Raw genomic sequence first — 12,228 nt, forward strand, 5'->3', positions numbered from 1 at the left:
GCGCCGACGCTACCCCTCGGCACTGACATCGGTCTGAGAGGTATTCGGTACCCAGGGGGTTGTGGTCGGTGCCGTAGACCGGCGGCGCAGCAGCTGTTCGTCATCACGATCCATCCGTTTCAGCCTGGCGGCTGCCGCTGACAGCCGGGGTGCGGTCGTTTCACCTGCGGAAGCGGGAGAGCCAGGTTCCGCCCGCCTTCTGCCCGGGCACGGCCGGGCCCTGCTATTCATGCCCGTGCTCGTCCGACCAGGCTTGCTGAAGGTCGGTGACGAAGCGCCGGTCGCAGTCCGCGCACAGAGTCGGGTGGGGCTCTGGGGAAGCCAGCCGACGCGCTCGGTCGCCTTCCACCGTTCGTCGGTGAACGCGGCACCGCACTCGGTGCAGACGGGACGGCGGGCCTCGCGCTCGGCTGCCTTCTTCGCCTCCTGCTCCTGGGCCGCCCGCCGCACCTGTGCCTGGTACTCCTGCTGGCGGGCCTTGGCCTGCTCTTGCTCGCGAGCGTCGGCTGCCTCACGCCGGGGGTTGCCAATCGCTTCCCGCAGGGGCTGCATGTAGTCGCGCCCGAGGCGGAGGAACACCGGTCCCTCCGGGCCGTGCTCGCCCAGGTGGTTCAGGCCGGTCGCGATGATCGGCATCCTCCCGTCGTAGACGTGGTGGTCCTCGTACCGCTCTCCCTGCCACAGGTGACGGGTCAGCTCTTGCAGGCGCGGGACGGTGCGGTTGGGGTTGCGCTCGCCGACGCGGTTGAACACCAGCAGCACGGGCGGGTGCGCCGCATCACCGGACCAAGTGGCCGGAGCGCTCCAGCGGGTGCGCCACATCGGGCGCTCACGTCCGTCGGTGTCCTTCACCTTCCGCCGGAAGAACCGGGCGTACTTCTCCAGCTTGTCGGCGAGCTCCTCCGCAGCCTCGTGGCAGTTGTCGACCTCGATGAACAGCAGCGGCACCGGTCCTGCGGGGCGGTCAGGACGATGTCTGCCTGGGCGCCGCCCTTGCCGGGCGCGTTCCAGCTGCCGGTGGCGGGCAGCGGGACCTCGGTCCAGTACGAGGCGATCGTGCCGGCCCGGCCGGCCCGTCGACGACGGCCTGGGCGGCTGCCCGGACCTCCGGCGGATCGTCGGCGAGCTTGGCCATGTTCTCTCGTCGATCAGGCCGGATCAGGGAGCGGGGTCTGGTGCATGGGGTCTCCCCAGGCCCGCCAGGGCCGAGGGGACGGCTCGCAAGGCGGAGGAGGGAGACAACGCGGTGTGGGGGCACCTCCCGTGCCCGAAGGGCTACGGGGGAACGGTGCCAGGGCACGCGAGCCCGGCCTGATCGGCACGACACCCCCTAGGGTGGGCGGCGTGCGAGTGTTGCTGGTCGAGGACGACGACAATCTGCGATTCGGTGTGGCGGCGGCGCTGCGTGCCGCGGGGCTCGCCGTCGACGAGGCAGCCGACCTGCCCCGGGCCGACGAGGCGCTCTTCGTCACCTCGTACGACTGCGCCGTCTTCGACCGGATGCTTCCGTCCGGGGACGCCGCCGCGTACGTGGAGGAGATGCGCCGCGGCGGCAGCGCGGTCCCGGTGCTCTTCCTGACCGCCCGCGACTCGGTCACCGATCGTGTCGAGGGCTTCGCGAGCGGCGGCGACGACTACCTGGTGAAGCCGTTCGCCGTACCGGAGCTGGTCGCCCGGGTCCGCAGCCTCTGCCGGCGGGCCGCGACCGTCCGACCGCCCGTCCACCGGATCGGCGACCTTGAGGTCGACACCGCGCGTCGGCGTGTGCGTCGCGCCGGTGTGCTGCTCGCGCTGACCAGCCGGGAGTTCGCGGTCCTGGAGATGCTGGCCGCGCGGTCCGACCAGGCGGTCTCTCGGGCGGAGTTGCTGGAGAGCTGCTGGGACGAGATGGCCGAGCCGCAGTCCAACGTCCTCGACGTGCTCGTCTCCCAGCTCCGCCGCAAGCTGGGAGAGCCGCCGCTCATCCACACCGTCCGGGGTGTCGGATACCGCCTCGCCTGCGACGACCTGTGACGAGCCGACCCACCCACGTCGGTCGAACGGCCCGCATCGGGCGACCGGCCACCGCCCCCACCTCGGCCGACCGGTCCCGGTCGTCCTCATCAAATCCTCAGCATCGGCCCGTCATGCTCCCAGCGAACCGAACATGGGAGCACCTCGTTGAACCGCGCTGTCCGCCATCACGCCCTGGCCGTCGTCCTCGCCGTCGTCGGCACCACCACGCTCGCCGCCTGCACCTCTGAGCCAGGGCCCGGCAAGGGCCGGGCGCCGGGGGCGACCCGGCATGTCGACCCCGCCGACCGGCCCGAGCTGACACCCTTCTACCAGCAGAAACTGAACTGGACGGCGTGCGGTGCGTACCAGTGCGCCGAGCTCACGGTCCCCATGGACTACGCCCACCCGGCGAACGGGAAGACCTTCGTCCTTCCGGTGGCCCGAGCGGTCACCGCGAAGCCCGCCCGGCGGATCGGCTCGATCATCGCGAACCCCGGCGGACCGGGTGCTTCCGGAGTGACGTCCCTCCTGGAGGAGGGCATGGCCGATTCGTTCTCCGCCACGGTGCGCGCCCGCTTCGACATCGTCTCGTTCGACCCGCGCGGCGTCGGGGGCAGCTCGCCGGCGCTGACATGCGGGGGAGATGAGGAGACCGACGAGAAGGCCACCGACACCCGCGAGGAGACGGGCTCGGAGCCCGCCCCGGCCGATCCGTTCTTCCCGAAGGCCCCGAGCGAGCGCGCCGAGGCCCTCGCGGCCGCCAAGGAGCAGGCCGACGCGTGCGTGCGGCACAGCGCCGCCATCCTGCGCCATGTCGGCACGCAGGACGTGGCCCGGGACATGGACGTACTGCGGGCCGCGCTCGGGGAGCCCCAGGTCACGTATCTCGGCTGGTCGTACGGGACGAGTCTCGGCACGGCGTACGCCGAGCAGTTCCCGCGCCGAGTCCGCGCGATGGTCCTCGACGGCGCGGTCGACCCCTCCCTGGACTGGTCGAAGCGAGCCATCAGCCAGGGCGCGGGCTTCGAGCGAGCCGTCGACGACTACATCGCCTCGTGCGCCGACGTGGCGGGAGACAGTTGTCCCGGCGACACCCCCGAGGAGATACGGACGTTGATCGACCGGCTCTTCGAGGAGACCGCGCGCGATCCGCTGCCGATAGAGGGGGCCGAGTACGGCGCCGACGCGAACGTGCTGCTCGAAGCGCTCGTCATGTCGATGTACACGCCCGAGGCGCAGTGGAAGAGCCTGTCCGAAGCCCTGAGCGACGCGGGTCGCGGCGACGGTACGAAGCTGGCGCGTCTCGCGGAGTCCGAGGAACCGGCACCCGAGTCCGACGACTCCGCGACCGCTGCCCCGTCGGACGGACCGGGCGATGCCGACGAGCCCGGCGCGGAGGTTCCTTCCGACAACAGCGACGCGGCGCTCCTGGCCGTCAACTGCCTCGACGTCCCGCATCCCCGCGATCCGCAGCCGTACTGGGAGGCCCTGGCCCCCGCGGAGAAGGCCGCCGGCCGGTACGGCACCTCCGGCGTGACCATGGCACTCGCCTGCAAGGACTGGCCCACGCCCTCACCCGCACCCGCTTCCGGGCCCGCGTCCGCACCCGCCACCGCTTCCGCGCCGAGGCCGCATCGGGTCAGCGCCGAGGGTGTCGCACCCGTCCTGGTGGTGGGCACGACCGGCGACGCCGCCACCCCTTACGCGGAGGCGGCGAGTCTGGCCTCCCAGTTCCCCGGCGGCATGCTGCTCACCTACGAGGGCCTCGGCCACACCGCGTACGGCCGCAGCAACACCTGCCTCACGCACCACGTCGACGACTACCTCATCGAGCGGAGGACGGTTCCCTCCGGGACCGCCTGCTGAACCGGGCGGGCGAGCGAGGCGAGGAAGCCGTCGAGCATGGCGGTCTGAATGTCCTCCGGGAACCGGCCGGGGTCGAAGAGCGCCTGGACGACGAGTCCGTGCGTGAACGCGACGGCGGTGGCGGCCAGTTGGTCCGCGTCGGCGGTCTCCGGCAGCTCGCCGCGGTCGCGAGCGGCTTCGAGGTGGGGACGGATCGTCGCGCGGAGACGGGAGTAGCGGTCGGCCTGGTCCGCGCCGAGTGCGTCGTCGGCGAGGGCCAGGTCCCACGAGCTCACCCAGATGCGGTTACGGGCGGTGTCGTCGGGGGTCAGCGGCAGGATGTCGAGCAGGACGGCCCTCAGGGCGGCGAGGCCCTCGGTGGGACGTTCACGCCGGGGCCGTTCCGCGGTGCGCTTCTCCAACAGGTCCAGGGCGTGCGCGATCAGGGCCCGCTTGGTCGGGAAGTAGTGCATGAGCATCCCGGTCGAGACGCCCATCTCCGCCGCGACGGCACGCAGGGTCAGACCGCCGAACCCCTTGTCGGCGAGTACGTGCCACACCGCCTGCGAGACGTCCTCGCGGCGGGCTTCACGGTCTCCGGGTGCGGGTGGCATGCTGCTACTTTACATACCGAACGCTTGTTACGTACCCAGGGAATGAGGCATCCGTGTTCGCTCTGCCGCTCGGTGACCACGCCCGGCTCCGCCCTCTGGAGCCTTGGCAGGCCCAGGAGTTCCTCGATCACATCGACCGCGCCCGGCCGTACGTGGACCCCTGGATACCCTGGGCGACGTTCAGCACCGACCTCGACTCCGCCACCGCCGTCCTGCAGCGGTACGCCGACGACCAGGCGACGGACACCCGCCGGATCTACGGGATCTGGCTGGACGGCACACTCGTCGGCGGGGTCATGTTCACGAAGTTCGACGCCGCGTCCGGGGTCTGTGAGATCGGCTGCTGGCTGGAGGCCGACGGGGCGGGGCGGGGGCTGGTGACCCGGGCCTGCCGGGCGCTGATCGACTGGGCTTTCGGGGAACGCGGGATGAGCCGGGTCGAATGGGTGGTCGGGTCGGGCAACACCCGGAGCATCGAGGCCGCGCGCCGGCTCGGCATGACCCGCGACGGTGTGCTGCGGCAGCGCTATCCGTACCGGGGCGAGCGGCACGACAGCGAGATCTGGTCGCTCCTCTCCGAGGAGTGGTCCCCCGCGGGGGCCTCACCCGTGCCCGCGCCCGTACCGGTGTCCGCACCCGCGCCCGCGCCGGACGTCAAGGCGGAGCTCGACCGGCTGACGCACACCTTCTTCGGAGCGTTCACCAACACCGGGGACAGCCGGCCGGACGTCCATGTCGTCCGCGAGGTGTTCATTCCGGAGGGAAGGATCATCAGCAACGCCGGGGCCGATCCTGTGGTCTACGACCTCGACGCGTTCATCGAGCCCCGGCAGAAGATGCTCACCGACGGGACGCTGACGGAGTTCTCCGAGTGGGAGGTGGCCGAACGCACCGAGGTCCTCGGAACGATCGCGCACCGGTTCAGCGAGTACCGCAAGTCCGGCTTCCTCGACGGCGCGTGGTTCGAGGGCTCCGGGCGCAAGACCACCCAGTTCGTCCGTACGCCCGCCGGCTGGCGGATGAGCTCGATGGCCTGGGTCGACGCCTAGGGCGTGTTTCGAAAGTAGCGCCGTCCGCCCGCAGGGCGGGGCCCGCGGCGTCTGGTGCGTGCAATCGCAAGGCGGAGGATCATCCTCGTACTGGACGTACTTGGATGACTCCGACAACGCAGCGTGGGGGCACCTCCCGTGCCCGAAGGGCTACGGGGGAGTGCGTGCCAGGCGTCGCGGGCCAGGCGGGACTTTCGAAACACGCCCTACGACCTCGTGCACGGTAGGCGGTGAGACGTCGGGCCTGGATGGTTGATCATGGTCAGGTGGTGGGGAACTCAACGCGTGCGGTGATCATCAGTAATCGGCAAATCGCGGGCCTGACTCCCGGGGTGATTGCTGAACTCGTCGAGGAGATCGGCCCGTTGTGGCAAGAGCGTCACCAAGAGAGGCTTGCCGCTCGACCGCGGAAGCGGGCCGTGGGCGCCGGCGCCAAGCACCGGCTGGTGTTCATCGACCGGCTCCTGGCCACGCTCGTCCATCTCCGTCACGGGGTCACCCACGACGTGCTGGCCTGCTGGTTCGGCGTGGACCGCTCCACCATCACCCGGGCCGTCGGTGAGGTGCGGCCCCTGCTCGCCGAGCGAGGATGCACCGTCAGCCCCGACGTGCGGCTGCGGTCTCTGGCCGAGGTCGTCGACTATCTCGGCGCGAGCGGTACGGTTGGCATCGTCGACGGCACCGAGATCCGGGTCCGTCGGCCCGCCGCCGGACGCAAGGACCGCGACACGTTCATCTCCGGCAAGAACAAGCAGAACGCCGTCAAGTCCATGGTCGTCACGGACGGCGAAGGCCGCGTGCTGTGGTGCAGCCCAGCACGGCCCGCGAGCTGCGCGGACATCACTCACGCCCGCCAGTTAGGGCTGGTCAGGCTCCTGGCCGACGGGCCCGCGGTCGAGATCCTCGCCGATGCCGGCTACCAGGGCCTGAGCGCGCAGACCGGCGGCCGGGTGGTGACACCACCGCACCGCAAGTTCAAGAAGAACGCCCCGGACTGGTACGAGGAAATGCACGAACGACAGCGCAAAGCCCACTCCTCACGTCGTATCCGTGTCGAGCACGGCATCGCTCATCTGAAGAACTGGCGGGCGCTGGCCCGCCACCTCGGCCGCCGCGAGCACATGAGCGACACCGTCCAGGCAATCGCCGGCCTGCTGTCCCACCAGCAGACCGTAGACCTGAAGCCGACACGGCAGACGTGAACCTGGGCCACACCGAAGTTCGCGACGTCTCACCACCTACCGTGCACGAGGTCGCTAGGACTCCCTCCGCCCTCGGCCCGAACGGGGCCGAGGGCGGACGGAACACCGGCGGGCCGAGAGGACCCGGGCTTTACGGAGCCATCTCGTACGCGCCGGACAGCGCCTCGACGCGCTGCCAGACCCGGCCCGAGCGTGCCTCGTCGACGACCGGGCGCCGGACGGCTCCCAGCGCCCAGGCCTGCTGCTGCTCGGTGGCGGAGTCCTTGCCGTGCAGCTCCACGGCGTGGGCGGAGAAGTCCCGTACGAGAACGGCGAACAGCTCGTCCAGGACGTCCTCGTCGAGGCCCGTCAGGCGCGCCTGCTCCAGGACCAGCTGGCCGTGGACGACGAGCGCGAACAGCTGGCCGACGGCGAGGAGGAGGTCGAGGTCGCGGCTCTGCTCCTCGTCGGGCGCCGCGGTGGCGACGAAGTCGCAGAGGGCGTCGGCCTGTTCGCGGAAGCGGCCGACGTTGGGCAGGTGGGCGTACGCGTCGTACGCCGGGCGCCAGTCGTGGAAACGTACGGCTCCCAGGCCGCGGGCCGGTCCCTGCCGGAAGAGGAAGGTGTCGTCGGCCTCGTCCAGGCGGGTCGGGACGGGCTCGTACGCGGCCGGGTCCAGCAGGTGGTTCCGCAGGAACTTCAGGATCAGCGCCAGGTTGACGTGGACGGTGCCCTCCAGCTTCGGCAGGCCGCGGATCTCGACGGCCGCCTGGGCGAAGTAGTTGTCCTTCTCGAAGCCCTTGGCGGCGATGACGTCCCACATCAGGTCGATGACCTTCTCGCCCTCGGTGGTCACCTTCATCTTCGTCATCGGGTTGAAGAGGAGGTAGCGGCGGTCGTCGGGGCCCGCGGAGCGGAAGTAGTCGACGGCGCGGTCGCTGAACAGCTTCATGCCGACGAGGCGGACGTAGGCGTCGGTCAGCTCGCGCCGCACGTGCGGGAAGGCGGTGACGGGGCGGCCGTAGAGGATGCGGTTCTGGGCGTGGGTGACGGCCTCGTACATCGCGTGCTCGCAGATGCCGATCGAGGCGGTGCACAGGTTGAACTTGCCGACGTTGACGGTGTTGAGGGCGGCGTCGAAGGCGGCGCGGCCGGTGTGCAGGACGTCCTCCGCGGAGACGGGGTAGTCCTCCAGGCGGAACTCGCTGACGTACTTCGACGAGTCGACGACGTTCTTGACGAGCCGGTACGCCGGGTGGCGGCTGTCGGCGGCGAAGAAGACGTAGCCGTCGGGGCCTTCGACGTCCGTGCGGCGGCCGAAGACGGAGACGAGTCCGGCGGCGTTGCCGTTGCCGATGTAGTACTTGGAGCCGGTGGCCCGGAAGCCGCCCTCGCTGTCGGGCGTGAGCAGCATGTCGGTGGAGTAGATGTCGGCGCCGTGGGCCTTCTCGGACAGGCCGAACGCGAACACCTCACCCTGGTCGAGGAGTTCGGCGGCGCGGGCGCGGGCGGCCTCGTTGTCGCTCTGCCAGACGGGGCCGAGGCCGAGGATGGTCACCTGCCAGGCGTACCAGTAGTCGAGTCCGTAGAAGCCGAGGATCTCGTTCAGGGCCGCGATTCGGGCGGTGTCCCAGCGCTTGTCCCGCTGCCCGTCGGCGGCGCCGGAGGGCGTCAGGAAGGTCGCGAACAGCCCTTCCTTGGCGGAGAAGGCGAGGAAGTCGGCCAGCCATGCCCGGGACCGGTAGTCCTCGATCAGCCGGCGCTTGCCACGCTCCTCGAACCAGTCCACGGTGGCGCGCAGCAGGCGGCGGGTCTCGGGATCGAAGTGCGCCGGGTCGTAGGTGCGCGGGTTGAACAGCAGCGAGTCGGCCATGTGCTCCGTCTTTCGGTCGAGTGGACGAGAGGGGTGGTGCGGGTCGCCCCCATGGGGCGCTTCGGTGGCGTGCGCCTGGCGGGGCGTACGGTCGCGGTTCAGCGCTCGGAACCGAGCCGGTGGAGGGTGGCGAGGACGTCGTCGAGCCAGGCGAGCGTCATCCGCTCGTACGCGATGCCGCCGCGCAGCACGACGTGCTGGAGTTCCCGCCCCGGGTCGGGCGGGCCGCCGGCCGTTCCGGGCGCCTCCGGCCCCGTGAAGTCCCGCTCCTCGCCCGCGAGGTAGTGGGCGAGGCGCTCGGCGTGCGCCCGCCGGTGCCGTTCCACCTCGCCGATCAGCGCGGCGGGGTCGTCGAAGGCCGCGCCCCGGATCTTCACGGCAAGATCGTGCCGGAGACTCTCGGGCTCGACGCGCTCGTGCAGCCACCGGAACAGGGCGTCCCGTCCGGGGGCCGCGACGGAGTACTCCTTCTTGTCCGGACGGCCCTGCTGCGGCACGTCCCGGACGTCGACCCAGCCGTCGCTCTCCATGCGCTTGAGCACGCGGTAGATCTGCTGATGACTGGCCGTCCAGAAGTACCCGATGGACCGCTCGAACCGCCGGGCCAGCTCGTAGCCGGAACCGGGCTTCTCCAGCAGGGAGACAAGAATCGCGTGTTCGATCGCCACACCCCGATCCTTCTATGCAACTCGTTGCATAGACAAGCTCCACCGCCCGGGTGAGACGCGGCTCACCCGCTTCTTGAGCACCGTCTTCCATACGATCCGACCAGTCGGTATGTTGCACCGGACCGCCCAGCGCCCTTGGAGGACGTCATGCCCGAGCCCGGCCCGGCCCGTACACCCGGCACCGCCCCCGCGATTGAAGGGCGCTGCGACCGTCGCTTCGCCGCCGTACGGGACGCCTTCGAGGAGAACTTCCGCACACGGGACGAGCTCGGTGCGGCGGTGACGGTCCAGGTCCACGGCGAGACCGTCGTCGACCTGTGGGGCGGCTGGGCGGACGCCGCACGCACGCGGCCCTGGGAACGCGACACCGTGGTCAACGTCTGGTCCACGACCAAGGGCGTGACCGCGCTCTGCGCCCACCTGCTGGCGGACCGCGGGCTGCTCGATCTGGACGCTCCGGTCGCCGCGTACTGGCCCGAGTTCGGCGCGGCGGGCAAGGAGGACCTTCCCGTACGCCATCTCCTCTCGCACCGCGCGGGGCTGGCGGGTCTGCGCGAGCCGCTCTCGCTCACGGAGTTCTACGACTGGGAGGTGACGACGGCGCGGCTCGCGGCGACGGAGCCGTGGTGGGAGCCCGGCACCCGCTCCGGGTACCACGCGATGACGTACGGCTTCCTGGTCGGCGAGGTGATCCGGCGCATCACCGGACGGCTGCCCGGCGCGTTCCTCCACGACGAGATCACCGGCCCGCTCGGGATCGACTTCACGATCGGCCTGCCGGAGAAGGAGGCGGTCAGAGCGGCCGAGCTGGTACACCCGCGAGTTTCGTCCTCGAGCGAACAGGCCGCTCTTTTCGCCCAGTTGGAGCCCGCGGCACAGGCTGCCCTCGCCAACCCGGTCGTCGGCGCCACCCAGGCCAACAGCCCCGAGTGGCGCGCCGCCGAAGTGCCGGCGGCCAACGGCCACGGAACGGCCCGCGCGGTCGCCCAGCTGTACGGGATCTTCGCCGGGCGCGGTCGGTCCGGCGAGCGCCGGATCCTCTCCGAATCGGCCGCCGAACGGGCCCGCGAGGGGCAAGGGGCCTGCCGTGACCTGGTGCTCGGCGCGGGCTTCACCCACGACACGGAGTGCTCCCTGGGCCTCTGGCTCAGCGGCCCCAACGCCTCCTACGGACCCAACCCGCGCGCCTTCGGTCACGACGGCTTCGGAGGCTCCTGCGGCCTCGCGGACCCGGAGTCGGGGATCTCCCTGGGCTACGTGATGAACCGCATGGGCCCCCGTATCGCCGACGACCCGCGCAAGATGGCCCTGGTCGAGGCGGTGTACGCGGCGCTGTGACGCCGGCACGGGAAGCGGCGACGGGCGGGAACGGGCGACTGCGGGTCAGGACCACCACCCGTGTCCGCGACGGGAACCGGACACCCGTCGACCCGGAGGAGAGGGAACGATTACGGCATTGGGGGGCGTCCGCACCTGTACCACTGACCTGCGGACGGCCCTCCCCTCCGCCACGACCACGGACCCCCACGCCCCCGGCCCCTCCCGAGACCGCGGCGGGATCTGTGCGGCCGCTACCTCTCCGACGCACGGCCGCACCCCGCCCGCCGGAGAGCTCGTGCCGGAGGCGCGCGAGGAGCCGGCGGCGACGGCGGCGCGGCGGCTGAGGTGGAGAAACGGTACAGCCCCTTCCGCTTCCTGGGCCCGTCGGCGCGGCGCCGCCCCAGCCCCGCCGACACCTCCTGAAAAGCCGTCAGCAAAGCCGAGAAAGCGTTTGCACACTGACGACCTCCGCAGCTCGCGAGGTCCCCGATCCGGGCCCGCGCGGCCCCCGCCGGGTCCCGTACCGCGCGGACACGCGTGGATCGGCCGAAAGGCGTTCTTGCCGCGGGGGCCGGCCGAACCAGAGGATTCCACTCGTCGAGATTGACAGGGGCATGGCGGAGAACCCTCCGTCCCGGCCCGACGACTCCGTTTCGAGGACCCGCCCACCCAGCGGGTCCCCCACTCCCCCACCGGAGGATGTAGTGAACCTCAAGCGCCTGTCACCCCGCGGCGGCGTCGCCAAGGGCGCACGGCTGATCGCCGTGGCCTCCGCGCTGCTCGCCGCCTCAGCGCTTGCCGCCCCCACCTCGTCCGCGGCGACGGCCGAGGACGGCCGGGCCACCGCCGCCCAGCTCGCCGTCGCCGGCGAGGCCGTCCGCGGAGCCGACGTGCCCGGTACCGCGTGGTACACCGACGAGGCGACCGGGAAGATCGTCCTCACCGCCGACTCCACCGTCTCCGCCGCCGAGATCGCCAAGATCAAGAAGGCGGCCGGCGACCGCGCCGACGCCCTGGAGATCAAGCGGACCCCCGGCACGTTCAGCAAGCTGATCGCGGGCGGTCAGGCCATCTACGCGGGCGGCGGACGCTGCTCGCTGGGATTCAACGTCCGCAGCGGCTCGACGTACTACGCCCTGACGGCCGGTCACTGCACCAACATCGGCAGCACCTGGTACACCAACTCGTCGAACACCACCGTGCTCGGCACGCGGGCCGGTTCCAGCTTCCCGAACAACGACTACGGCATCATCCGCCACTCCAACGCCTCGGCGGCGGACGGCCGGGTCTCCCTCTACAACGGCAGCTACCGCGACATCACCGCGGCGGGCAACGCCTACGTGGGCCAGTCGGTGCAGCGCAGCGGCAGCACCACCGGCCTGCGCGGCGGAACGGTCACGGGCCTCAACGCGACCGTCAACTACGGCAACGGCGACATCGTCTACGGCATGATCCAGACCAACGTCTGCGCCGAACCCGGTGACAGCGGCGGCGCCCTGTTCTCCGGCAGCACGGCCCTCGGCCTCACCTCCGGCGGCAGCGGCAACTGCTCCAGCGGCGGCACCACGTTCTTCCAGCCGGTGACGGAGGCCCTGAACGCGTACGGCGTGAGCGTCTTCTAGCTCCGGCGATCCACCACCCGCCTCACGGCGACACCACCTCGCGGGCACACGGGCCGGCGGT

At 71.2% G+C, this 12,228-nt stretch carries 10 protein-coding genes; 6 read left to right on the forward strand and 4 right to left on the reverse strand.

The annotated features are described in order from the left end of the window. Positions 1-9: 9 nt before the first annotated feature. On the reverse strand, positions 10-948 hold the full coding sequence (locus tag ACFYV5_RS10205; RefSeq protein ID WP_389166646.1) for a hypothetical protein: 939 nt from the start codon (positions 946-948) through the stop codon (positions 10-12). 402 nt (positions 949-1,350) lie between these two features. Here ACFYV5_RS10205 and ACFYV5_RS10210 point away from each other — a divergent pair, with 402 nt between their 5' ends. Both ACFYV5_RS10210 and ACFYV5_RS10215 read left to right on the forward strand, forming a co-directional pair. Further along, positions 1,351-2,013: a response regulator transcription factor gene (locus tag ACFYV5_RS10210; RefSeq protein WP_389167806.1), complete on the forward strand. Its 663-nt coding sequence runs from the start codon at positions 1,351-1,353 to the stop codon at positions 2,011-2,013. Positions 2,014-2,160: 147 nt separating this feature from the next. Beyond that, positions 2,161-3,861 (forward strand): alpha/beta hydrolase, encoded by a 1,701-nt coding sequence (locus ACFYV5_RS10215; protein ID WP_389166648.1) that lies wholly within the window; start codon positions 2,161-2,163, stop codon positions 3,859-3,861. Here the strand turns inward: ACFYV5_RS10215 and ACFYV5_RS10220 are convergent. Next, the gene (locus tag ACFYV5_RS10220; protein ID WP_389166651.1) at positions 3,816-4,454 is read right to left on the reverse strand and encodes a TetR/AcrR family transcriptional regulator; all 639 of its coding nucleotides are present in this window, start codon (positions 4,452-4,454) and stop codon (positions 3,816-3,818) included. The genes ACFYV5_RS10215 and ACFYV5_RS10220 overlap by 46 nt on opposite strands. 53 nt (positions 4,455-4,507) lie before the next feature. Here ACFYV5_RS10220 and ACFYV5_RS10225 point away from each other — a divergent pair, with 53 nt between their 5' ends. Together ACFYV5_RS10225 and ACFYV5_RS10230 are read left to right on the forward strand one after the other, a co-directional pair. Beyond that, positions 4,508-5,503 (forward strand): GNAT family N-acetyltransferase, encoded by a 996-nt coding sequence (locus tag ACFYV5_RS10225; RefSeq protein WP_389166653.1) that lies wholly within the window; start codon positions 4,508-4,510, stop codon positions 5,501-5,503. Positions 5,504-5,751: 248 nt separating this feature from the next. Then, entirely contained in the window at positions 5,752-6,705 is a 954-nt protein-coding gene (locus ACFYV5_RS10230; protein ID WP_389166656.1) for a transposase family protein, read from the forward strand. Positions 6,706-6,835: 130 nt separating this feature from the next. Here ACFYV5_RS10230 and ACFYV5_RS10235 read toward each other — a convergent pair whose 3' ends face one another. Together ACFYV5_RS10235 and ACFYV5_RS10240 are read right to left on the reverse strand one after the other, a co-directional pair. Then, positions 6,836-8,557: an acyl-CoA dehydrogenase family protein gene (locus tag ACFYV5_RS10235; RefSeq protein ID WP_389166658.1), complete on the reverse strand. Its 1,722-nt coding sequence runs from the start codon at positions 8,555-8,557 to the stop codon at positions 6,836-6,838. A 98-nt stretch (positions 8,558-8,655) separates the two neighbouring features. Next, positions 8,656-9,225 (reverse strand): PadR family transcriptional regulator, encoded by a 570-nt coding sequence (locus tag ACFYV5_RS10240; RefSeq protein WP_389166661.1) that lies wholly within the window; start codon positions 9,223-9,225, stop codon positions 8,656-8,658. Between the two features lie 147 nt (positions 9,226-9,372). Here ACFYV5_RS10240 and ACFYV5_RS10245 point away from each other — a divergent pair, with 147 nt between their 5' ends. Then, positions 9,373-10,563 (forward strand): serine hydrolase domain-containing protein, encoded by a 1,191-nt coding sequence (locus tag ACFYV5_RS10245; RefSeq protein WP_389166664.1) that lies wholly within the window; start codon positions 9,373-9,375, stop codon positions 10,561-10,563. A 686-nt stretch (positions 10,564-11,249) separates the two neighbouring features. Continuing rightward, positions 11,250-12,167, forward strand: coding sequence for a S1 family peptidase (locus ACFYV5_RS10250; protein WP_389166667.1), 918 nt, complete (start codon positions 11,250-11,252; stop codon positions 12,165-12,167). Positions 12,168-12,228 lie beyond the last annotated feature (61 nt).

It is taken from the genome of Streptomyces sp. NPDC003035, assembly GCF_042888285.1.
GTDB lineage: Bacteria > Actinomycetota > Actinomycetes > Streptomycetales > Streptomycetaceae > Streptomyces.